Here is a 22,791-nt window from a genome sequence, read left to right as displayed (position 1 = left end):
TAAGGTAAACAATACCTAAACGGTGAGTCGGTCATTTAAGACGTTGAAATGGTCATCAAGCATTTGTCTGATTATGCATCTATGTTGGGCTGACTTTGCCCTCCTACCTCAAACTGAGTCCGCTTTAACTATTTTGAGTTGTTTACCTCTTGGGTATGCATATTATTAATGATAGCCATTATTATTTGCAGAGCTCTTACTTAAAACCAATAAAGGTTTAAAGCGAATAAAGCGAAGAGTAAAACTAATGCCAGAACAACATCCATTTCAGTTAAAAAGTGATCAAGCCGAAGCGACTCATCCACAGATTATCACTCTGTTATCTAAGATGACATTGGTTGAAAAAATTGGGCAGATGAGCCAGTGCTCCGGTTGTGGTGGTTTTTTATCAGACGAGCTTGCAGAGCATATCCGCAGTGGCAGCGTGGGATCCGTGATCAATGAGGTGAATCTTGACGTGCTCAATGAGATGCAGCGCATTGCCGTTGAGGAGAGCCGTCTCGGCATTCCGCTGTTAATTGGCCGAGATGTTATTCACGGCTTTAAAACCATATTCCCTATTCCGTTGGGGCAAGCAGCGAGCTGGTCTGTTGAGGTAATTAAGTCTGGCGCAAGAGTGAGCGCATTAGAAGCTGCGTCTGTCGGCGTCAACTGGACCTTTGCGCCCATGATAGATATCAGCCGCGATCCTCGTTGGGGGCGAGTTGCCGAAAGCTTAGGCGAGGACCCTTATCTATGTTCGGTGCTCGGCGAAGCGATGATCACCGGTTTCCAGGGAGATTCTTTATCAGCAAATGGGTCTATCGCATCGTGTGCTAAGCACTTTGCTGGTTACGGTGCAGCTGAAAGCGGACGAGACTACAACACCGCTAGTATCTCTGAAAACGAATTAAGAAACGTGTACCTGCCTCCCTTTAAAGCGGCTGCAAAAGCGGGTGCTGCGACCTTTATGTCTGCATTTAATGAGCTCAACGGCATACCCGCTACGGGTAACGAATGGCTAATGAAGCAAGTGCTACGTGAAGAGTGGGGTTTCAAAGGATTTATTGTGAGTGATTGGGAGTCAATTAAACAGTTAACGACTCACGGTTTTAGTGAAGATGAAAAAATGGCTGCATTTGAGGCAATTAATGCGGGTATTGATATGGAGATGGTCAGTACGAGTTATCAACAGCATCTTGAATCACTTATTGACGAAGGTAAAGTTAAGCTAAGTGTTGTCGATGACATGGTTACGCGTATTTTGACGTTAAAGCATGAGCTAGGCTTATTTGAGCAACCCTTCACTGACCCAGAACAACTTCCTCCTGTCTTGAACTCATCCCATTTATCAGCAGCAAAAGAGGCGGCAACCAAGTCCTGTGTGCTGTTAAAAAATCACAACAACATATTACCTCTAACAAAGAGTGACATTGGATCTATTGCTGTGATTGGTCCGTTAGCGGATGACGGCTATGAGCAGTTGGGTACCTGGATTTTTGATGGAGAGGCTGAACACAGTATTACCTGTTTAGAAGCATTGAAAAGTTATGCAGAGCAAGAGCTCAACATTACATTTTCTCAAGGACTAGCAACCTCTCGCAGTGAACAACAAGATGGCTTTGATGAGGCGGTTGATCTGGCCCATGGATCTGACATCGTATTGATGTTTTTAGGAGAAGAATCGATTTTATCTGGTGAAGCGCATTGTCGTTCCAACATCGACCTACCGGGCGCTCAGGAGCAACTCATTGAAGCGGTTGCCGCCACGGGAAAGTCGATTGTCTTGGTCGTGATGGCGGGAAGACCGCTTACACTGACGTCCATTATTGATAAGGTCGACGCCATCCTTTACGCGTGGCACCCAGGTACGATGGGCGGGCCTGCAATTACTGATTTGCTGTTTGGTGTTAGCGCACCTTCGGGAAAACTACCGATCACATTTCCCAGGGCTGTGGGTCAAATTCCTCTTTACTACTCACAGAAAAACACAGGGAAACCTGCAACCGATGAGAGTTATGTTCATATGAAGGATATTCCTGCGCGTGCTCAACAAACGTCACTTGGTATGGCGGCCACACATCTGGATACCCATTTTTCTCCTCTGTTTCCATTTGGGTTTGGTCTGTCTTATAGTGAGTTGGAATATAGTGATATTCAGGTGAGTCCTTCATCTATCTCTCTGGGAGAAAGCGTGACTATTTCTGCTCAAATAACCAATGTAGGTCGACAGGATTGTGAAGAGGTGGTCCAACTGTATGTTCGGGATCTTGTTGGCAATGTGACTCGCCCAGTCAAAGAGTTAAAAGGGTTTCAGCGTATTGTGTTAAATCAAGGGGACACTCAGAGAGTCACTTTTACTCTGCATACTAATGATTTAGCTTTCCATGATAGAAAAATGGTGTTCAAAGCAGAGCCAGGGTTATTTCACGTTTGGATAGGTGGGGATTCCGAAACCAATCTGCGTACTGAATTCACTATCACACGCGATGGGATGTGAATGAAAACTCTACTTCGCGATCCTAATATTCAGGCCAAGGTCGATAAATTACTCGACCAAATGACCTTAGAGCAAAAAATCGGTCAGATGATGCAAGTTGAACGCTTGTGCTGTGCGCCTGATGACGTCAAAAAATACCATATTGGATCCATCTTTAGCGGCGCAGGTTCAGCCCCTAGTGACAATTCACCCAAAGGCTGGATTGAGATGTTGGATCAATATTGGCTGGCATCCACCGATAGCGATGCAGAGCACATGGGCATTCCTATTTTGTATGGCGCAGATGCCATACATGGCCACAACAATGTCAAAGGTGCGACAATCTTTCCCCATAACATCGGGTTGGGAGCTGCTAATGACCCCAGTTTAGTCGGCCGTGTTGCTGGGGTGACCTCTATTGAGGTACTTGCCACTGGCATTGATTGGGTTTTTGCGCCCAATTTAGCCGTAGCCAAAGATCCACATTGGGGCCGCACCTACGAAAGCTATTCTGAATCGCCAGAGATTGCAGAGCGTTACGTCGAGCGGATCATACATAGCTTTCAAAAAGATTTTAATGAAATTGGCATATTAACTTGTGTAAAGCATTGGGTCGGAGATGGCGGCACCACTCATGGTATTGATCATGGCGACACGCTGCTTGATTTCACTGAACTTAATAATACCCACATCAAGCCTTATTATGCGGCACTTGAAGCTGGGGCATTAACCGTCATGGCTTCATTTAATAGCTGGAATGGTAATAAGTGCCACGGTAACAGATATTTATTAACCGATGTATTAAAAGGTGAGATGGATTTCCAAGGTTTCATTGTTTCGGATATGGATGGAATTGATTACTTATCAGATGATTTTTATACCAGCGTAGTCACGGCAGTCAACGCCGGTATCGATATGTTTATGCTTACAAATCACTGGCAGATGTTTAGCGAACATTTGAAAAGTCATGTTGAACTTGGTCGAGTGCCGATGTCGAGAATTAATGATGCCGTGCGCAGAATACTGTCAGTTAAGCTTAAAAGCCGCCTATTTGAAAAACCTCAACCTAGCATGCGAGTGGGGGCGAATAGTGGCAACTTTGGCAGTTTTGGGCATCGGGAAGTGGCGAGAGAAGCGGTGAGGAAATCTTCGGTGTTACTCAAGAATGACGCCAGTTTGTTACCTTTAAATAAGGCATCAAGGTTGCTAGTTACAGGAAAAAATGCCGATAACAAAGGCAACCAATGTGGTGGTTTCACTATCGATTGGCAAGGCACTTCAGATAACGATGCGATTCAAGGTGGTAGCTCTATTTGGGAAGGGATAAAAGAGGCAGCCCCTAACGCTGAGCTTATCTCTACCTTAGCCGAGGTGATTGAAACCCAAGCTGACTATGATGTGGCTATTGTGGTGATTGGCGAACTCCCTTACGCCGAAGGGGTTGGTGATATTCGAGAAAATGATGACATCATTGTTCAAATAGGCTCGCAGATAAATGGTCAAATGAACCTATTAGCCCCCTATGGAAAAAGCCTTGAATTAGCCCAATTACATCCTGAAGATTTACAGCTTATTAATGAGCTTAAGCAAAAAGGCATTCCAGTTGTGACAGTGCTTGTGTCCGGAAGGCCATTGGTTATCAATCAAGAAATTGAGCGCTCTAATGCTTTTATCGCAGCTTGGTTGCCGGGCTCTGAGGGGCAAGGTGTCAGTGACGTCATCTTCGGTGATTACAATTTTAGTGGCAAGCTGTCATTCACTTGGCCTAAACAGCTAAATAGTCAAAGTGACACAGCAAAAGCCCCCCCTTCAACCCTCTTTCCATTCGGGTTCGGTTTAACGTACTAAGTCACGATTCAATCATCTAGTCATATTTACGCCGAGTCACTGAAGTATTTGCACATTCGGCGAGCCGCAGGCTATAGATTGAAAGTCAGCTTTGTCACTCAATGAAATATGCAAATACCCATAAAAGGTAGGTTAGCCTTCTAGCGATATTTGAAACATGTTATCTGACAAACAACTCAAATTTTGATATTGAGATAAAAACTATGGTGACAGAGTGGTTCGACTGACTTCTGTATTTCCATCAGTGGGATAATATTTGAGTGTCCAGTTTTCACTCCCCAAAGTGCGGTCGTCTGAAACATAGTTGTAATAACAGAAAGTTTGAGATGGGTTAGCCGTATCGATAGGGCCGCCACCGTACCAGTAAGCGATATCAACGTCCGGCACGGTTTGCCAGTCAAAGTGAGTCGCGAGTACAAACTCATTATTCTCTAGTAGGCCTTGCCAAATTTCAGCGCAAAAATCCCCCTGTAATCGAGTGCCAAGCTCGCTACTGCTTGTGTCGGTACCGAGTGGAAAACCTGTGATGGTTGAGTCTAATGTGCCGTCGCCATAACAGGCTAGGTCGGTTGTATAACCTGAATGACCACCTACAAGCCAACAGCTGTGGTACATCTTAACCCCAGATGTGAATGCTGCAAAAACAGCTTTGGCTCGGGCATCATGAGCATCTTGGCTTAAGTTTAGAAACTTAGGTGCAGCAACGACTGCAAGGATACCAAGGATGATGATCACCACCACTAACTCGATTAATGTAAAACCTGTTGAAGATCGTAAACGATTCATACTGCTCACCTATCTGTTAGACGGAATTAGTCTACCAGAAAAAACAGCGTAAGTTTAAGTCAGAAGTCGTTGATATAATAAACTTAATTAACATTTTTGTTACATCGCTAGCTGCTGGAATTCACTTGAATGTCGACAGCCAAAGCAGACTATCTCTTTAATTCTCCATATTTTAAACACTTACCTTTATCTATCGAGATTGATAATGACGGTTCATTTGGAAGACTTTCTTCTGAGATCGGAATGTAATTCACCGAAAAAAGTCGAAATTGTTTGCCGAGGTAACTGTGATCGGGAAAGCCTGTCTCATCACTCACTTGTGAGGTGGCGATATCCGTTTCAACCAATAAGCGGCGGGCATTGTCTAAATGAACTCAAGATTTTTCAAGTCTAGGGTGCTCAGTGCTAACCTAATATCTTGTTGTTCTGAGTGCGTGAAAGATGTCGGGTATAGGGGAGACTCAAAAAATAGAGCCCGTATATCTAACAATATGCAGGCTTTTTTATAAAATAAAATCAATGGTAGTTGCGCTTTAGTTCGGCTTGAAGATGCACTTTAATCGTTTAGAGATGATGAGTCTGGACATGGTAAATAGACCACTAACAGTCTTCTGGTGTAGGCGGAAGATGGTGTCGTAGAGGCGGCGCACTAAACGTCCTTTTAGTATTAACCTGTCGTTCATCATGGTGCTGATTGCGTAATTATGTCCTATCGAAACGACCATTCCACCATCTTTATAGACGAAGGGGGTGAGTTCTTTTCCTTGCATTAAGCCCTTTAAGTTCTTGGCTAAATGTACCGCTGCACGGTTCGCAGCCTGAGCTTTTGGGGGCACCATGCTTCCATCAGCTTGAGGGATTGCAGCGCAGTCGCCCAAAGAGAAAATATGTGAGTCTAATGTGGTGACTAGAGTTTGTTTTACTATCAGTTGATTCGCATGGTTAGATTCCAGACCGCCAATGTTGTTAAGCCAATCTGGGGCTTTGATACCCGCAGCCCAAAACTGAATATCCGCGTCTAGGTTCAGCCCATCACTTGTGGTCATTCCTTGTTGATCGACACTGGCTATTCGGGTGTTTAGCATGACATTAATTTGAAATTTTTCCAGCCTCAGTAATGCCTCTTGTGACATCTTTAATGGGCCGCTTGGCAGGACTCTGTCGGCTGCCTCAATTAAGTTAATGGTCAGCTTTGCTGCATACGCATTCTGAGATAAGTTGCCATTCACTTTGGCGAGTTCTGCAGCAAGTTCAAGGCCGGTAGCCCCCGCGCCTACTATATTTATCGTGCGTTGACCGCCTGAACGCAGGAGTGAACTTATCTGTTGCCAACTGTCTCTTGCTTGCTGTGGAGTATCTAAGAATAAACAGTGTTCCTTAGCCCCTTTGGTTGCAAAATCATTACTGATCGCACCAATAGCAATCACCAAATAGTCATAGGCTAAGGTGTCTGTTTCACCGTTTGGTTTATAGACTTGTAGTAGCTTCTCTTCACGATTGATATCCGTCATTCTGGCTTGGAAGTGGCGATAGCCATTCCTAGCACCATGGCTGAAATAACACAGGGTATCGAGATCATTATCGAAAGTACCTGCGGCAATTTCGTGAAATCTAGGTTTCCAATAATGGTGGGTTTCCCCCTCTACTAAGATAATTTCATCATGGGGTTCTACTGAACGCCCCAACAGACTGGCTAGTTCCAACCCAGCAGCTCCGCCACCAACTATAACAACACGAGACATAATATTTCCTTGGCGCAACCTCAAGAGGTGCGTGATTCAAATTAAAGAATTGGGCCTAGCGACTGAGCGAGCTTAAGCATGGCGCCTAAGGTTTTGCAGAGAGTTGGGAGGCATATCTGATGTCGACTATTATAATTTGAGTTGGATTTGGAACAATTAGGCTAAAAGGTAAATAACTTTTGCTGAGGTGTAATAATCAGAGAGAGTCTTGTCGGGTAACAAGTTTAACGTCTCTTTTGAGTTGATTTGGTTATTATGATTTTGATGTAAACCATTCAATCATTTACGACGTATACACCATTAAAGGGTTAAAAGTGGAGTTATAGTCATGTCACAAGTGAAACTCAGAAATCACTGTAATGGTCTCCCAAATTGGTGGCCTGAAAACAAGACGTTATTCTCAATGATGTTGATGGGAAGCATTACATTGGTAAATTGTGCGATTGCAGATGAGGGAGGTTTGATGGTGTCTAATCCAAAAAAGGCATATTTAGCGGTTCTTAATGAACAGCAAGCGGACGATGGTTTTCAAGGTAACTGGACTGTCATTAACGATACCGTTATGGGCGGTGTATCTAACAGCCAGATTGAGATAGCAGCTGGTATCGCTAAGTTCAGCGGTTACTTATCCCTAGAGCAAAATGGAGGTTTTTCCTCTATCAGAACACCGATAAACCAAACGATGTCGAATGAGTTTAATCTGATCCGCATTAAGGTTAATGGAGATGGTAGAGTCTATCAATTCAGGCTGCGAACAGATGATGATTGGGATTCCTTTTCATACACAAAATCATTTAAGACAGAGAAAGGTAAATGGATTAGTGTTGAGTTTAACGCTGAAGATTTTATGCCTGTGTATCGTGGGCGTGTGATTGATGCGCCTAAACTGAGTTATACCAACATCAAGCAAGTGGGCTTTTTACTTGCAGACAAACAACCTGGTGAGTTCGAGTTGTCATTTAAAGACATTGAATTTACCCATTCAAATAAGGATGAGTGACATTGAGCATTACGATTAACTCTCACTTTGATTTCAGTCGCATTCAAGGTGTCATTTTTGATTTAGACGGTACGCTCGCCGATTCCAATCCTGATTTTGAAGGTTTGAGACAGGAGCTTGGCATAAAGTCTGGTACTGACATCTTGGCCCACCTTGAATCGATTACAGACACTGAGCAGGCTGCAAAAACAAAAGAGATTGTTGAACGCTATGAGCTTGAAAGCTCAAATAGGGCCACTTGGATCGCTGGTGCTGAGCAACTCATTGAACTGTTCACTCGATTACAACTTCAACAGGCAATACTGACACGTAATATACCGAAAGCGGCCGCGATCACGCTGGCCAATCTCGGTTTAGATCTCGATTTGGTATTAACACGCTTTGATGCCAAAGCTAAACCTCACCCTGAGGGTGTTGAGTTGATTTGTCAAAAATGGCAACTTGAGCCAGCTAACATTCTGTTCATTGGGGATTATCTATATGACCTACAGACTGCCACTAATGCCGGTACTAAAAGTGTCCTTTATAGTCCTGAATTAATACCGGATTATGCATCACAGGCAGACATTGTCTGCCGATGTTATATCAGTCTTATTGAACACTTTAAAACTCAGATAAGCGATTTAACCTGAGGTTAACGCCTGACTCAGGTAGTCCAGTAGCATGCGGACTTTTGGTGATAAATGTCGGTTGTGAGGGTACAGCGCCCAGATCCCCTCTTCCGGTGAACGGTTCTGCTCCAGTAGTGGTACCAGTTGCCCCTCCTCAATATAGGGGTGAAGGTAGTAATCGGGCAGTTGAATGATCCCGATGCCTTTAATTGCGGCATCAACCAGCGCATGGCCACTGTTGCAACTTAAGGTTCCTTTTACTCTGACATTTCTGGTTTTCCCGTTTTCTTCAAATCGCCAATAATCCATGGTTCCCAATAGACAGTTATGTTGATCCAGTTCAGAGAGTGAATGGGGAATACCGAAGGTTGAAAGGTAACTTGGTGAAGCACACACGTGTTGTGTTCGTGAACTTAACCGTTTAGCCATCATGCTTGAGTCTTCAAGTTGCCCGAGTCTGATGGCGAGATCGTACCCTTCATCGATCAGGTCGATTTTTTGATTAGTCAGGTTTATTTTGACCTCAAGTTCAGGGTATTTAGCGATAAAATCGTTAACCAAGGGCGCGATGGTCATTTCGCCATAGGTCACTGGAGCGGTTATTTTCAGTAAGCCTCGAGGGGAACTCTGCAAGTTTGTGATTGCACGCTCAGCTTCATCCAAACCATCCAGTACTTGTCTGCAATGCTGATAATAGACTCGACCCACCTCGGTGGTAGAGACTTTTCGCGTGGTGCGGTGAAACAGTTTAGTGGCCAGACGGGCTTCTAATGCACTGATCTGCCTGCTGACTTGTGCGGTTGATATTCCAAGGCGTTGTGCTGCCTTGGTAAAGCTCTCGGCTTCTGCAACGGCGACGAACTCGCTGACACCTTCCCAATTAAACATTGTGAGCACCTAGTATGCATCTATTTATATGGTTTCGATTATCACCAAATTCTCAATAAATGCAATTTATGTATTTTTTACAGTTATCAATGGTAACTGTTTGTATTTAATATATAAATTTCTATTTTTTTGGTGGGTATGATTATTACGAAATAGAAAAAGATATTTTCAAAAACGTAGGATTATCATTATTTGAATGAGGAATATAATTCAATTCATCGAAATGACGTAGGCGTTATACCGATTGGTATTCGTTCAGACATCATAGCGTCAATGGACTTCCCTGGTTTATCAAGCCTGAGAAAGTGAGTCCTCAAGTCATTGTCCTTTTTAAACAAGTCATTTATTGGATCGCTAAGGATAACCTTAAAGGCATGAGCTTAGTGAAAGATCCATGGAGCATCATTATGAAAGTATTAATTCATCCTCAAGTTGATAACGGTATCGTAGCGAGTCTTGAGGGATTTAGCGGCGGTACCTTAGCGTGTCAATGTCAGCATAATCCTGTTGAAGTATCAGTGACCGCCCAAACTGCTCATAACCATGTTTGTGGTTGCAGTAAATGCTGGAAGCCTGACGGCGCGTTGTTTGCTCAAATAGCCGTTGTGTCACGTGATAATGTGCAGGTAGCAAAAAATGCTGACAAATTGGCTATTGTCGATGAGTCTGCAGCAATTCAGCGTCATGCTTGTAAAGAGTGTGGAACTCATATGTATGGTCGTATTGAAAACACGGGTCACCCATTCTATGGATTGGACTTCGTTCATACTGAACTATCTTCACAGCAAGGTTGGTCTCAGCCTGAATTTGCGGCATTTGTCTCTTCTATTATCGAAGCAGGTGCAGCACCTGAGTCCATGGCAGATGTTCGCCAGACGCTTAAAGATTTAGGTCTTGAGCCTTATGACTGCTTGTCTCCTGTGTTAATGGATGCGATTGCGGCTCATATTGCTACACATTCTGAAAAGAGTGCGTAATACCGATTAGCACATTATTATTCTTGTTAAAAAAGCGCTTCGGCGCTTTTTTTATACCTGCGAGAAAGTAGTTGAACTTGCAGGTCTGTAAGCATGGGTTCGTAAGGTGCTGGTGGAATATCATTATTACCATCTTGTAAAAGATATTTGCAATTACTTGGGATTATCATCTCTATTGAAAGGAATATAATAGCTTCATCGGATTGGAACTGACGTTCGGAAGCGACAAAGACACCGTAAGATCGGTGGAGTGTTTTGAGTGTCGTAAAGCGGATCAGTAGATGGATGTATTGTCTTCTTGCAAGTTTGAGGGTAGTACTGAATAAAACGTATATTTAATGTTGGATGATAAAGCTAAGCATTAATGGAGGTTGAGATGGCGGGTGGTTGGGCTAGGGCTGGTACAGAATAACAGGTAATTTGCTTGTAGATATATAGCATTAATGGAGGTTGAGATGGCAGGTGGTTGGTCTAGAGATGGTGCAGTACAAGATCAAATCGATAATAGTGTTGATGATGGCGTTGCACTGGCCAGAAGTCGACTCGCCGTTGGTCAGAGCCTGCATTATTGTGAAGAGTGTGACAATGTGATTCCTGAGGCGCGAAGGAAAGCCGTTATCGGTGTTCGACTCTGTGTGAGTTGCCAGCAAGAATCAGATAAGCAATTAACGAGTTTAAGCGGTATTAATCGACGGGCAGGAAAAGACAGTCAGTTGAGATAATGATTATTACCATATGGTAAAAGTCATTTGCAATAATGTGGGATTATCATTTTTTTAACCCTAGATATAATGCTTACCATAGATACAGCGGCACTTATTTCGCTACCTCAGCGAAAATCAGTAAGAACGCATATTAATTTTACACATTTAGGATATTTAAGATGACAGCACAAACAATTAAATCAAAAGCAGCAGTCGCTTGGGCTGTAGGTGAGCCACTATCTATGGAAATCGTAGATGTCATGCCACCGCAAAAAGGTGAAGTACGTATTAAGATGATCGCAACAGGCGTTTGTCATACTGATGCTTTCACGCTTTCAGGCGATGATCCAGAAGGCATCTTTCCTTGCATTTTAGGCCATGAAGGCGGCGGGATTGTAGAGTCTATCGGCGAAGGCGTGACTAGCGTTCAAGTGGGTGATCATGTTATCCCACTTTACACTCCTGAATGTGGCGAATGTAAATTCTGTAAGTCTGGTAAGACTAACCTTTGCCAGAAGATCCGTGAAACTCAGGGTAAAGGTTTAATGCCTGATGGTACTAGCCGTTTCTCTAAAGATGGCAAAATCATCTATCACTACATGGGCACGTCTACTTTCTCTGAGTACACAGTATTACCTGAAATTTCATTGGCAAAGGTGAACCCGGAAGCGCCACTTGAAGAAGTATGTTTACTTGGTTGTGGTGTTACTACCGGTATGGGCGCTGTGATGAATACGGCTAAAGTTGAAGAGGGCGCTACAGTTGCCATCTTCGGTATGGGCGGTATTGGTCTATCGGCTGTTATTGGCGCGACTATGGCTAAAGCTGGTCGTATTATCGTTATCGATATTAACGAAAGTAAGTTCGAATTAGCCCGTAAATTAGGTGCGACTGATTGCATTAACCCTAAAGATTACGACAAGCCAATTCAAGATGTGATTGTTGAGTTGACTGACGGCGGTGTTGATTACTCATTTGAGTGTATCGGTAACGTTAACGTGATGCGTTCTGCATTAGAGTGTTGTCATAAAGGTTGGGGCGAGTCAGTGGTTATCGGTGTTGCTGGTGCTGGCCAAGAGATCTCTACTCGTCCATTCCAGTTAGTGACGGGTCGTGTATGGAGAGGCAGTGCATTCGGTGGTGTTAAAGGCCGTTCTGAACTACCTGAATATGTTGAGCGTTACTTGGCGGGTGAGTTCAAGTTGAGTGATTTTATCACTCACACTATGAGCCTTGAACAAGTGAATGAAGCGTTTGACCTTATGCATGAAGGTAAGAGCATACGTACCGTTATTCACTTCGATAAGTAACTCTATCTAGATTAATCGAAACCATTCATCCTGCCGCACTGGTTTATTCTCTGTTATTGCAGACTAGGCCAGTGTTATTTAGGAAACAAGCATGACAATTGAAAATATCAGTGTGAATAAGAGTTTTGAGGGTTGGCATAAGCAATACCGCCATCACTCAAATGTCTTAAATTGCGAGATGCGATTTGCTATCTATTTGCCGCCGCAGGCGTCAAATGGCAAAAAGGTACCCGTTTTATATTGGCTCTCAGGTTTAACCTGTAGCGATGAAAACTTTATGCAAAAAGCGGGTGCACTGCGTATGGCTGCAGAACTGGGTATTGCCATTGTTGCACCAGACACCAGCCCGAGAGGCGCTGATGTGGCTGATGATGAGGGTTACGATCTGGGTCAAGGTGCTGGCTTTTATGTTAACGCGACTCAAGCTCCTTGGAATCGTCATTACCATATGTACGATTACGTGGTTGATGAGCTGCCAAAACTGATTGAGTCTATGTTTCCTGTCAGTGATAAACGTTCGATTGCGGGACACTCAATGGGTGGACATGGCGCGCTCGTTATTGCACTTAGAAATAGCGATGCATACCAATCTGTTTCGGCATTTAGTCCCATTAGTAACCCGATTAACTCCCCTTGGGGCAAGAAGGCATTCACAGCTTATTTAGGCCGGGATATGTCGACATGGTCTGAGTATGATGCTAGTGCTTTGATGCGCAAGGCGACCAATTTGGTTCCGGCATTAGTGGATCAAGGCGATGGAGATAACTTTCTGGCTGAGCAACTTAAGCCTGAAATGTTGGAAGCCGCTGCGGGCGTAAGCGGTTATCCGTTAGCGCTTAATATCCGTGAAGGTTATGATCACAGTTACTATTTCATCTCCAGCTTTATCGAAAACCACCTGCGTTTTCATGCTGAGCATTTGAGTAAGTAACTTGCTGTTGTAAAACAGAGATTAAATAAAAGGTGTCGTCATTTATGACGACACCTTTTTTGTGTCTGGAACACTTATGTCTATTTCCCAAGGATGGATAGAAATCGACTTTGTGTCTACCATAAACATTATTACTCAATGGTAAAAGTGATTTGCAAATTGCCTTAATTATCATCTGATTATTAAAGAATATAATAGCTCTACTAAATGATTCTCTAATTAATACAGTGGGCTTAGCCTATTGCTCACTTTTACCTTAAGGTTTTTATCATGAGTTGGATTTTTCTAATATTGGGCGTTGTCGCTGAAGCACTATCTCATGTGGCACTTAAGGCTACTGATGGCTTCACTCGACCCCTTCCAGCTGCACTCGTTATCTTAGGTCACCTAACAGCATTTATCTTTTTAGGTCAGGCGATGAAAGGTATGCCTGTTGGCGTCGTGCATGCACTTTGGGCAGGACTTGCCATCGTGACTGTGACTCTACTATCTGCGCTGTTTTATCGTCAGCATCTGGATGCAACCGCATGGATAGGTATGTTACTGGTAGCTGGTGGTGTGATGTTGATTAATGTGTCACAGGGACACTCCCATTAAACATTCCCATTCCAGGAGTAATATCTACCCAGTCTCTTGAACTCTATCAAGTTTAAGAAGCTGGGCTTGAACCCCTATGTTGAGTGAGCACTTTTGTAAACGAACAACTGCTGACAGCCCAAGCTCTCTACATGTAAAAGCCAATAAAGGTACGAGGTGCTCGTCCTTGTTTCGGGTTTGCCATGACCCTAATTTCTCCTCATAAAGATCCCCCTTTCATTTTGTGCTCTTTTCGTTGTACTCTGAATATCAAATGATAAATTCCGGGCGTTAGTTCACGGAATTAATAAAATAATAATGATAAGCATCAACGAGGTTTGAATGGAAGGAATTACTGAGTTTGTCAGTATGATCAATGGCTTTGTGTGGGGAACTCCCATGCTTGTCTTGATTTTAGGTGTGGGTTTATTTCTCTCTATAGGGTTAAAACTCATGCCAATTTTAAAACTGGGTACCGGTTTTAAACTACTTTGGTCTGGTCGGATCCCTGATAAGGATAAGAAAGTAGAAGGAGAGATCAGTCCCTTTAATGCCTTGATGACCTCGTTATCCGCCACAATTGGTACTGGTAACATTGCCGGTGTGGCAACCGCTATCTTTATTGGTGGTCCTGGTGCGCTTTTCTGGATGTGGTGTACCGCGCTGGTGGGGATGGCGACTAAGTTTGCTGAGGCGGTATTAGCAGTGAAATACCGTGAAGTCGATGATCATGGTAATCACATTGGTGGTCCCATGTATTACATTAAAAATGGCCTAGGGAGTAAATGGACCTGGTTAGGGACGGCGTTTGCTCTGTTTGGTTCATTTGCTGGTTTCGGCATTGGTAATACCGTTCAGTCGAATTCAGTTGCCGATGCGTTAAGCAGCAACTTTGGCGTACCAACTTGGGTGACCGGCCTAGTGCTTATGGTGCTGGTGGGTGCTGTGTTGATGGGGGGGATTAAACGTATCGCCGATGTGGCAGGTAAGCTGGTTCCCTTAATGACTCTGTTTTATATCGCTGCAGGTTTGGCGGTATTAGTGGTCAATGCTGCCGCCATTCCAGATGCGATTGTGCTTATTGTGCATAGTGCCTTTAACCCTGTTGCGGCTCAAGGTGGTTTTGCTGGTGCTGCAGTGTGGGCAGCTATCCGCTTTGGTGTGGCTCGTGGTGTGTTCTCAAATGAAGCTGGTCTAGGTAGTGCGCCAATTGCTCATGCTTCGGCGCAGACTAACAGCCCAGTGGGTCAGGGATTAGTGGCGATGTTGGGTACATTCATCGACACCTTGATCGTGTGTAGTATCACAGGTTTGGCCATTATTGTTTCAGGGGCATGGACCTCAGGTGAGAACGGGGCTTCATTAACGTCGCTGGCATTCTCAACGGCCTTGCCTATGGGTAACTACATTGTGGCAATTGCGCTATCTGTGTTTGCTTTCACCACGATTTTGGGCTGGAGCGTATACAGTGAAAAATGTGTTCAGTACTTGTTGGGTGTTAAGGCGGTAAAACCATTTAGAATCTTATGGATTTTGGTTGTGCCTCTAGGGGCGATAAGTTCTCTGGATTTCATCTGGCTACTGGCTGACACGCTCAATGCCATGATGGCGATTCCTAACTTGATTGCATTGGTGCTATTGAGCCCTGTGGTATTTGCTCTGACTCGTGAGTACTTTATCGAAAAGCGTCAAGATGACGAGAAAGAGAAGGCGAAAGCTGGAACCTAACAGCAGCAGTTGTTGTTATTAAAAAAGCGCCGAAAGGCGCTTTTTTATTGGCAAAAATAATGCAGACTCACTTCACGATACTTCTTACTACTCCTGGTGTGTGTCCGCTCCAGAGCTTGTAGGCACGAAAAAAAACACTGACGTCGCTATAACCCAGTTCTAACGCTATTTCGCCTGCTGATAAATCGCTGCAACTAAGCCAATAATCGGCCATTTCATGACGGACATTATCCACAAGCACTTGGTAGCTAATACCTTGTTGCAGCAACTTACGCTGCAGAGTTCTTCCTGTTAAGTGAAGCTGATTGGCCACCTGTTCTCGGTTAATCTTCCCCTGTGGTAAGCGTTGGCGAATGACTCGGGCGACGGCAAGCTCAAGTTGGTCAGCTTTACCTACATGTTCCAGCCTCAATTTAGCGCTATTCATCAGTTGCGACAGACGACGCTTATTACCACTGGGAAGCGGACGGAGCAAGGTTGTTTTGTCTATCAGTATCGAATTCTCGCTCTGCTGAAAGTGAACGGTGCAACCAAAAAGGGTTTGGTATTCATTGACTTCGCGCGGTTGTGGCTGCGGTCTTTGCAGTTTTATCTCAATGGGAGAGGCATTATTATCTTCCATCAGAAAACGAGCAAAATTTACCCAAGATGCGAGCACATTATCGATAAGATGAGGGATGACTAACGGGTGGCTGTATTGGCAATGCCACACCATTTTTAGCCCCTGAGGATGTTCCCTTAGTTCGGTGATCCCCATATCTCCGACAAGTTTTTCCAGCGGCATAGCTTGTTTAATCGCTTGGGAAAAGTTACTGGAGTTAAGTCCTATTTGCCCCAAAATATAGAATCGATCCGGCTGAATAAAGCGGGCACTATAAAGACCAAATAGAGGGTGATTGGAGTGTTCAATCAAGGAGTGAAGTAACTGTTGGAACTGCTCACCACTTATTCTTGCATCTGTGTGGTAGAGAGCGGTTTGATCAATCTCCGCCTGTGCAAGCGACGCCATAATATCCACTTTACAGTGTCTGGCCGCTTGCAGAAATTGCTGAACAGGCGGTATCGAGGTCGTACCCAAAGCCAAGGCGCTATGGGGTTTTACTCGCGGTATGTTACTCATCAGAGCCCAGTATCTTCAGCCGTTGTAAACTCGCATTCAGATTATTCGAGTCGCGATACTTTGCGCTTTTATTGTTCATCTTGTCCATATATGTCACTGACAAATTGTTGCAACATTGTAGGATAAAACCATCTGTATGCAAATCGGTCAATCATTATGAGCAAGTCACTTCAGGATAATCGTCAATGGAATGGGTGGGGAGACAAGGAGAAAAGCTTGGCGCTCACCCCCGATGGTGCCACTTTTATCACCGAGACGTTAGGTTCGGTTAAGCCTTTGCCTGTCGCGACTCTGGATGAGGTGCTTGCTAAGGTGCCAGAGTCCCGACTCGATGAGAGTGAGCTCTACACGCTAGATACCGAGGTGCGATTGCGCCATGCCCGTGGCCAGAGCCTCCCAGACTGGCTAGCCATGAAAAGTGGTGAGTTTAATCTCTTTCCCGATGCAGTGGCCTTTCCGAGAAGCAGTGAAGATATCCGCATTCTGATGGCAGAAGCGAAAGCAAAAGGCTGGCAGTTGATCCCTTACGGTGGCGGTACTTCGGTGGTGGGACATATCACCCCATGTGTTGGTGATAAGCCTGTGCTAACGGTTTCAATGAGCAAGATGAATCGGTTGATCGATATCGATCGCATCGATCAAATAGCCACATTTGGCGCTGGAGTTAAGGGGCCGTTTTTGGAGTCCCAACTGCAAGCTCAAGGCTTTACCTTAGGACACTTTCCTCAATCGTTTGAGCTTTCTACCTTAGGTGGTTGGGTGGTCACCCGCTCCAGTGGTCAGCAATCTTTGGGTTATGGGCGTATCGAAAACCTGTTTGCCGGAGGGGAGATCGAGACCTTTGAAGGTAAAGTCGATATTCCGACGCTACCGGCTTCATCGGCGGGGCCAGATTGGCGCCAATTGGTGTTGGGATCTGAAGGCCATTTAGGCATCTTAACTGAGGTCAAAGTCAGGGTCAGTCGCTTACCTGAAGAGGAGTATTTTGGGGTGGCCTTTATGCCTAACTGGGAGCAAGGAATAGCTTGCGCCAGAGAAGCGATTCAGCAGGGGTTGCCTCTGTCGATGCTTAGAGTCAGCAATAGTGTCGAGACTAGAACTCAGCTCTATTTATCGGCGACCCAAACTCAACGTCATTGGCTGGCTAAACTGCTTTCCCTTAAAGGCGTGAGTGATGATAAATGCATGTTGGTCTACGGAATAACAGGGGATAAACAGGCGAATAAGCAGAGTTATAAGCGTTTGAAAGCCGTTATTTCCCAATTTAAGGGCGTCAATACTGGCCAGAGATTAGGCAAGAAATGGGCTCATAAACGTTTTGCTTTTCCATACCTCAGAGAGACTTTGTGGCAGATGGGTTATGCCATCGACACACTAGAGACTGCGACTAATTGGTCTAATATCGCACCCTTGACCCAGAAGATAGAACAAAGCCTTAGGGAAGGATTAGCCGAGTGTGATACTGCTGACGATTCCAAAAGCAAGGTGCATGTGTTTTCTCATCTGTCACACCTTTATAGCGATGGGGCCAGCATCTATACCACGTATCTGTTTCCTGTATCTGACAGTTATGATGAGACCTATACCCGCTGGCAGAAATTAAAGTCGACAACATCAATGTTGATTGTTGAGAGTAATGGCACCATCAGCCATCAACACGGAGTAGGAAGCGATCATGCCGCTTATCTAATTGAGGAGAAAGGTGAGCGAGTGGTCAACTCTTTGCAAAGCTATTTCAGATCCTTCGATCCCGAAGGCCAGTTAAATCCGGGTAAGTTATTTAAAGCGATTCCGACTGAAACGATCCAGAAACTAACGAAGCCAGATCAATGAATACTCTTAGTCAGGCAGCAAAAGAGGCAAGGGCCGCAATTGCTGAAGATCGAGGCGATCAATACGATCTGATCATCATAGGCGGTGGGATCACTGGAGCGGGCATTTTTCATCTTGCCGCCAGTCAAGGGGCTAAGGTGCTATTAGTCGAACAGCAGGATTTTGCCTGGGGCACGTCGAGTCGCTCCTCAAAAATGGTGCACGGTGGCTTGCGTTATTTGGCTAGTGGTCAATGGAAAATGACCCGAGATGCGGCCAGAGAGCGTGAGTCTATGCTGGCTGAATTGCCGGGACTGGTTGATTTGATGCCCTATTTGATGCTGCATAAACAGGGAGATTTCCCCTCTGCCGCAATTTTTCATCAAGTGTTGTCTGTTTATGACAAGTTGGCAGGCAGTAAACATCATAAACCACTCAGTATGGATAGCGCCAAATCTTGGTTATCTGAACTCGAATTCGATGGGATAAGCGGTGTCAGTTTGTTTGCAGATGGAGTGACCGACGATGCTCGTTTGGTACTGCGATCCCTGCAAGATGGAGTACTCGCAGGAGGTCAGGCGCTTAATTATGCCAAGGTGAACGGATTGGTAGAGGAGGGCGGACGGATCCGCGGGATCGAGCTTAGTTTGGATGGGGGTTGCCATAGGTTAATGGCTAAATGTGTCATCAATGCCACAGGCTGTTGGGCGGCAGAATTGCACCCATTAGAACAAGGTGGATTAAGACCATTAAGAGGCAGTCATCTGGTGTTGCCCTTTGAACGTTTGCCTGTTTCCGCTTGCATCACCTTTTATCACCCTCAAGATGGCCGCCCTGTTTATATCTATCCTTGGCAAGGTTGTAGTGTTATCGGCACCACAGATTTAGATCATCAAGGGGATCTGGATGACGAACCAGGGATTGCTCAAGAGGAAGTGGACTACCTGCTGGGGTTGGCTCGGCACTATTTCCCCAAGCAAGGTATAGAGGAGGCGGATGTTATCAGCAGTTGGAGTGGAGTACGGCCTATTTTCAGTGAGTCTAAAGATAAGGCGCCTTCGAAAGAATCCCGTGAGCATATTATCTGGTCAAAACTGGGATTAATCTCTGTCACTGGCGGTAAGCTAACGAGTTATCACCTAATGGCAAAAGAGACCCTTGAGAAAGTGAGTGAGCAGTTACCTGAACTGTTTACTGAATTGAAAAAAGCCCCATTTAGTCAAGTGACCCAAGGTTATGCAGATAAGCATCTGACTGGTTATTTTGGCTATTTTGCACCTCAAATTGCTGCGATGGATAACGATGACATGATAGGAATTAGCCGTTGTCAGTGGCGAGAGCTTGAATGGTCAATTGCAAACGAGAGTGTGGTGCATCTGGACGACCTTTTACTGCGCCGTACTCGCCTAGCACTTTTGCTCGGTCGTGATATATCCCGTTATCGTGAGGCTATCTTGTCACTTTGCTGCCGATATCTGGGGTGGTCGAGTACCAAGGCTGATCAGGAGTGGGATCGTTTCGAGCAGATATTTAATCGAAGCTATCAGCTGCCGATCAAGCAAGCAGAAGGTGATCGCCTGTGATAGATCATAACAAAAGCAGCGATCGGATCGAGCAGGATTCTGAGGTTGAAGCTGATTGGATCTTAACGATCGACAATGGCACGCAGAGTGTCCGTGCTTTAGTCTTTGATCTGAGTGGGCAATTGATCGCTAAGTCACAGATCAAATTGATCCCCTATGAATCGCCTCAATCCGGTTGGTGTGAGCAAAGCGGTGATTATTACTGGCAGAATGTGTGTGATGCTTGTCAGGCGCTATGGCAACAAGGGATCGATAAGCGCAGGATCAAGGGCATGTCGGTGACCACACAGCGTGGCACCATGTTGCCTTTGGATAAGCAAGGTGTGCCGCTGCATCCAGCGATCCTCTGGTTAGATCAACGCAAAGCTGAACCACTACCACGTTTAGGGGGGATCTGGGATCAGCTGTTTAATCTACTGGGATTAAGTGAAACGATCGCGAACTTTAGGAGTCGCGCTCAGCCAAATTGGCTCTATATCGAGAGGCGAGATCTGTGGGATCAAACTCATAAGTTTGCGTTTTTATCGGGTTTTTTTCATCATCGACTGACAGGAGAATGGGCCGATTCGACAGGATCTCAGGTGGGGTATTTACCCTTCGATTATAAGAAGCACAGATGGGCGCCAAAATGGGATTGGAAATGGCGCGCGCTGAATGTCAGGCGAGATCAGCTTCTCAATTTGGTTAAGCCCGGCGATAAGATTGGCGAGATCACTGAATTGGCCTGTGAGCAAACTGGGATCCCCAAGGGATTAACGGTTATCGCCGCGGCGGCAGATAAGGCCTGTGAAGTGCTGGGTTCAGGTGGTCAAAGTGCCTATGTAGGCTGCTTAAGTTTCGGCACTACCGCCACGATTAATGTCACCATGAAACGCTATACCGAAGCGGTGCGCTTTCTTCCTGCTTATCCATCGGCGATCACCGGTGCTTTTTGCAGTGAAGTGATGCTTTATCGCGGTTTCTGGATGGTAAGCTGGTTTAAAGAACAATTTGCACACATAGAGCAGGCGAAAGCAGAAGAGGCTGGAATAGAAGCCGAAGCCCTGTTTGATGAATTAGTTAACAGTGTGCCGCCGGGATCGATGGGACTGATGTTACAACCTTATTGGGGCCCCGGAGTGAAGCAACCTGGCCCCGAAGCTAAAGGAGCGGTGATAGGTTTTGGTGACTTGCATACCCGAGCACATCTCTACCGTGCGATCCTCGAAGGGCTCGCTTTTGGTCTCAAAGAGGGCTTGGAAGCGATAGAGAAAAAAAGTGGTTTCAAGGTGAAAGAGTTAAGGGTGTCTGGCGGCGGAGCACAGAGTGATGCAGCCATGCAGATCGCCGCCGATATTTTTGGTTTACCCACGGTTCGAGCTCATACCATCGAGACCTCTGGACTCGGCGCCGCCATCGATGCGGCTGTCGGACTTGGGCTCTATGCTGACTTTGATACCGCTATCAACGCCATGGTCCATGAAGGTGAGCGTTTCGAACCTAATAGGGAACACTATGTGATGTACCAGAGGCTCTATCGGGAGATCTATCTCAATATCTACAAGAAGCTACAGCCTTTTTACAGCAAAATTAGAGATATAACGGGTTACCCAGAATAAGAATTTTGTGCAATGACTAGAATGCACTTTTTGTTATTAGTGTTTTGATGTTAGTTAGTTCTCAGGGAAGTCTCATTATGAAGAGCTTATTGATATTCACCTTATTATTTATTCCTTTCTTATCCAGTGCGAATACCTGTCACTCTTTGAAAGATGTGGCTTGGGTTTTAGGAGCTTGGGAGTCTACAAATCAAGGTTCCGTGATTACGGAATCTTGGGGTAAGGTAAGCGAGATAACTTTTGATGGAGAGGGGGCAACTTACAGTGAGGGAAAGCTTAAGGCCACTGAATCATTGAGAATGGTTGAGATGTCTCAGTCAGTGTTTTATCTTGCAAAAGTCAGTCATAACCCATTGCCAGTTGCTTTTAAACTTATTAAATGTGCAGATGGAAATGCTATTTTTGAAAACTTAAATCATGACTTTCCTAAACGTATTGAATATAAATCCACTGAAGCGAATAGCATGATGGTGATCGTCAGTGACGCAAAAGAGAAAGGTTTTACAGTTGATTTTATTCGTTCCAATGCTAAGTAACAGAATCGTCATGGTATGTGAAAAACGGTTTAAATATTACTTTTGAAACTTTAATCCCTTTTAAGCATGAGCCAACTTTTGGCGTTTTTTGTCACAGTTCCTTTTCGTTATTTTCAGTAAAGTTAGCCTCCAATCTAAATTTTATCACTAAGAGCTATGGTTGCAGCTAAAGCGTGAATTTCAAATTCCTTTCTCCCTCTATACCAATCGGTATAAAGATGTGATCGCTCAGCGAGAGTTTAGCGCTTCTGAGGCAAGGCAACGAGTGAGAAACATAGTTATTCTACGTTTAAGCTCGTTAACGCCGTATCGGAGGCGCTAAAACTCGCCTGATAAGGAGTGTTTTTGGTTGCCTCCTTCTGCGTTGAATTAACTCACAAGGGAATAGCCATTGCGTCATTCATTCGCCTTGAATTAGCTTGCCAAAAAACACTCTGAGTAGATCACTTTCTTATATCGATTGGTATCACTACCATAATCTGAAAACTGATAAGTTATTCTTAACAGTTGATAAGTCTATTTTATATATAAATCATGTTGTTAACTGCTTTGTTTGATAGTGGTTGGATGTGGTTGTTATCTC

At 44.8% G+C, this 22,791-nt stretch carries 18 protein-coding genes; 14 read left to right on the top strand and 4 right to left on the bottom strand.

All coding sequences use genetic code 11. From position 1 onward, the window contains the following. The first annotated feature begins 247 nt into the window (after nucleotides 1–247). Together FN961_RS03055 and FN961_RS03050 are read left to right on the top strand one after the other, a co-directional pair. Entirely contained in the window at nucleotides 248–2,479 is a 2,232-nt protein-coding gene (locus FN961_RS03055; protein ID WP_143563063.1) for a glycoside hydrolase family 3 N-terminal domain-containing protein, read from the top strand. Beyond that, entirely contained in the window at nucleotides 2,480–4,306 is a 1,827-nt protein-coding gene (locus FN961_RS03050) for a glycoside hydrolase family 3 protein (RefSeq protein ID WP_143563062.1), read from the top strand. 201 nt (nucleotides 4,307–4,507) lie between these two features. On the opposite strand, the gene FN961_RS03045 is transcribed toward FN961_RS03050, so the two are convergent. Beyond that, the gene (locus FN961_RS03045; RefSeq protein ID WP_143563061.1) at nucleotides 4,508–5,092 is read right to left on the bottom strand and encodes a type II secretion system protein; all 585 of its coding nucleotides are present in this window, start codon (nucleotides 5,090–5,092) and stop codon (nucleotides 4,508–4,510) included. Between the two features lie 533 nt (nucleotides 5,093–5,625). Then, the gene (locus FN961_RS03040) at nucleotides 5,626–6,834 is read right to left on the bottom strand and encodes an NAD(P)/FAD-dependent oxidoreductase (protein ID WP_143563060.1); all 1,209 of its coding nucleotides are present in this window, start codon (nucleotides 6,832–6,834) and stop codon (nucleotides 5,626–5,628) included. A gap of 328 nt (nucleotides 6,835–7,162) precedes the next feature. Here FN961_RS03040 and FN961_RS03035 point away from each other — a divergent pair, with 328 nt between their 5' ends. Together FN961_RS03035 and FN961_RS03030 are read left to right on the top strand one after the other, a co-directional pair. Continuing rightward, nucleotides 7,163–7,834, top strand: a complete 672-nt coding sequence (locus tag FN961_RS03035) for a CIA30 family protein (protein WP_143563059.1) — start codon at nucleotides 7,163–7,165, stop codon at nucleotides 7,832–7,834. 2 nt (nucleotides 7,835–7,836) lie between these two features. Further along, nucleotides 7,837–8,466, top strand: a complete 630-nt coding sequence (locus FN961_RS03030) for an HAD family hydrolase (RefSeq protein ID WP_143563058.1) — start codon at nucleotides 7,837–7,839, stop codon at nucleotides 8,464–8,466. On the opposite strand, the gene FN961_RS03025 is transcribed toward FN961_RS03030, so the two are convergent. Beyond that, a complete protein-coding gene (locus FN961_RS03025) occupies nucleotides 8,458–9,333 on the bottom strand; it encodes a LysR family transcriptional regulator (protein WP_143563057.1) in 876 nt (291 codons plus the stop codon). The genes FN961_RS03030 and FN961_RS03025 overlap by 9 nt on opposite strands. 407 nt (nucleotides 9,334–9,740) lie before the next feature. Between FN961_RS03025 and gfa the strand changes: the two genes are divergently transcribed. The 6 genes from gfa (at nucleotide 9,741) to FN961_RS02995 (ending at nucleotide 15,559) form a co-directional block, all read left to right on the top strand. Further along, nucleotides 9,741–10,310, top strand: coding sequence for an S-(hydroxymethyl)glutathione synthase (gene gfa, locus FN961_RS03020; RefSeq protein WP_143563056.1), 570 nt, complete (start codon nucleotides 9,741–9,743; stop codon nucleotides 10,308–10,310). A gap of 455 nt (nucleotides 10,311–10,765) precedes the next feature. Beyond that, complete coding sequence (locus FN961_RS03015; RefSeq protein ID WP_143563055.1) at nucleotides 10,766–11,032, top strand: DksA/TraR family C4-type zinc finger protein; 267 nt, start codon at nucleotides 10,766–10,768, stop codon at nucleotides 11,030–11,032. Nucleotides 11,033–11,193: 161 nt separating this feature from the next. Next, nucleotides 11,194–12,324, top strand: coding sequence for an S-(hydroxymethyl)glutathione dehydrogenase/class III alcohol dehydrogenase (locus FN961_RS03010; protein ID WP_143563054.1), 1,131 nt, complete (start codon nucleotides 11,194–11,196; stop codon nucleotides 12,322–12,324). Between the two features lie 91 nt (nucleotides 12,325–12,415). Next, entirely contained in the window at nucleotides 12,416–13,255 is an 840-nt protein-coding gene (gene fghA, locus FN961_RS03005; RefSeq protein ID WP_143563053.1) for an S-formylglutathione hydrolase, read from the top strand. A gap of 270 nt (nucleotides 13,256–13,525) precedes the next feature. Then, a complete protein-coding gene (locus FN961_RS03000) occupies nucleotides 13,526–13,852 on the top strand; it encodes a DMT family transporter (protein ID WP_143563052.1) in 327 nt (108 codons plus the stop codon). Between the two features lie 321 nt (nucleotides 13,853–14,173). Then, nucleotides 14,174–15,559, top strand: coding sequence for an alanine/glycine:cation symporter family protein (locus FN961_RS02995; RefSeq protein ID WP_143563051.1), 1,386 nt, complete (start codon nucleotides 14,174–14,176; stop codon nucleotides 15,557–15,559). Nucleotides 15,560–15,626: 67 nt separating this feature from the next. On the opposite strand, the gene FN961_RS02990 is transcribed toward FN961_RS02995, so the two are convergent. Then, a complete protein-coding gene (locus FN961_RS02990) occupies nucleotides 15,627–16,679 on the bottom strand; it encodes an AraC family transcriptional regulator (protein ID WP_143563050.1) in 1,053 nt (350 codons plus the stop codon). Between the two features lie 156 nt (nucleotides 16,680–16,835). Between FN961_RS02990 and FN961_RS02985 the strand changes: the two genes are divergently transcribed. The 4 genes from FN961_RS02985 to FN961_RS02970 all read left to right on the top strand — a co-directional run bounded on the left by FN961_RS02985 (nucleotide 16,836) and on the right by FN961_RS02970 (nucleotide 22,208). Continuing rightward, entirely contained in the window at nucleotides 16,836–18,512 is a 1,677-nt protein-coding gene (locus FN961_RS02985) for an FAD-binding oxidoreductase (RefSeq protein WP_143563049.1), read from the top strand. Then, complete coding sequence (locus FN961_RS02980; protein WP_143563048.1) at nucleotides 18,509–20,074, top strand: glycerol-3-phosphate dehydrogenase/oxidase; 1,566 nt, start codon at nucleotides 18,509–18,511, stop codon at nucleotides 20,072–20,074. The genes FN961_RS02985 and FN961_RS02980 overlap by 4 nt, the downstream gene beginning before the upstream one ends. Next, nucleotides 20,071–21,672, top strand: coding sequence for an FGGY-family carbohydrate kinase (locus FN961_RS02975; protein WP_229814607.1), 1,602 nt, complete (start codon nucleotides 20,071–20,073; stop codon nucleotides 21,670–21,672). Before FN961_RS02980 ends, FN961_RS02975 begins: the two co-directional genes overlap by 4 nt. Before the next feature lie 77 nt (nucleotides 21,673–21,749). Further along, a complete protein-coding gene (locus FN961_RS02970) occupies nucleotides 21,750–22,208 on the top strand; it encodes a DUF6265 family protein (RefSeq protein WP_143563047.1) in 459 nt (152 codons plus the stop codon). Nucleotides 22,209–22,791: the final 583 nt, after the last annotated feature.

Origin of the sequence: Shewanella hanedai, from assembly GCF_007197645.1 — a bacterium.
Taxonomy (GTDB): Bacteria; Pseudomonadota; Gammaproteobacteria; order Enterobacterales; family Shewanellaceae; genus Shewanella; species Shewanella hanedai.
The sequence above is the reverse complement of the archived record's forward strand: the minus strand, read 5'-3'. Positions and strand labels throughout refer to the sequence as shown.

What these genes read in the sequence shown, in the direction of transcription:
- FN961_RS03040 (WP_143563060.1), bottom strand. Translation starts at nt 6,834, where the DNA reads ATGTCTCGTGTTGTTATAGTTGGTGGCGGAGCTGCTGGGTTGGAACTA.
- FN961_RS03035 (WP_143563059.1), top strand. Translation starts at nt 7,163, where the DNA reads ATGTCACAAGTGAAACTCAGAAATCACTGTAATGGTCTCCCAAATTGG.
- FN961_RS02990 (WP_143563050.1), bottom strand. Translation starts at nt 16,679, where the DNA reads ATGAGTAACATACCGCGAGTAAAACCCCATAGCGCCTTGGCTTTGGGT.
- FN961_RS03010 (WP_143563054.1), top strand. Translation starts at nt 11,194, where the DNA reads ATGACAGCACAAACAATTAAATCAAAAGCAGCAGTCGCTTGGGCTGTA.
- FN961_RS02985 (WP_143563049.1), top strand. Translation starts at nt 16,836, where the DNA reads ATGAGCAAGTCACTTCAGGATAATCGTCAATGGAATGGGTGGGGAGAC.
- FN961_RS02995 (WP_143563051.1), top strand. Translation starts at nt 14,174, where the DNA reads ATGGAAGGAATTACTGAGTTTGTCAGTATGATCAATGGCTTTGTGTGG.
- gfa (WP_143563056.1), top strand. Translation starts at nt 9,741, where the DNA reads ATGAAAGTATTAATTCATCCTCAAGTTGATAACGGTATCGTAGCGAGT.
- FN961_RS03025 (WP_143563057.1), bottom strand. Translation starts at nt 9,333, where the DNA reads ATGTTTAATTGGGAAGGTGTCAGCGAGTTCGTCGCCGTTGCAGAAGCC.
- FN961_RS02980 (WP_143563048.1), top strand. Translation starts at nt 18,509, where the DNA reads ATGAATACTCTTAGTCAGGCAGCAAAAGAGGCAAGGGCCGCAATTGCT.
- FN961_RS02970 (WP_143563047.1), top strand. Translation starts at nt 21,750, where the DNA reads ATGAAGAGCTTATTGATATTCACCTTATTATTTATTCCTTTCTTATCC.
- FN961_RS03055 (WP_143563063.1), top strand. Translation starts at nt 248, where the DNA reads ATGCCAGAACAACATCCATTTCAGTTAAAAAGTGATCAAGCCGAAGCG.
- FN961_RS03045 (WP_143563061.1), bottom strand. Translation starts at nt 5,092, where the DNA reads ATGAATCGTTTACGATCTTCAACAGGTTTTACATTAATCGAGTTAGTG.
- FN961_RS03015 (WP_143563055.1), top strand. Translation starts at nt 10,766, where the DNA reads ATGGCAGGTGGTTGGTCTAGAGATGGTGCAGTACAAGATCAAATCGAT.
- fghA (WP_143563053.1), top strand. Translation starts at nt 12,416, where the DNA reads ATGACAATTGAAAATATCAGTGTGAATAAGAGTTTTGAGGGTTGGCAT.
- FN961_RS03000 (WP_143563052.1), top strand. Translation starts at nt 13,526, where the DNA reads ATGAGTTGGATTTTTCTAATATTGGGCGTTGTCGCTGAAGCACTATCT.
- FN961_RS03050 (WP_143563062.1), top strand. Translation starts at nt 2,480, where the DNA reads ATGAAAACTCTACTTCGCGATCCTAATATTCAGGCCAAGGTCGATAAA.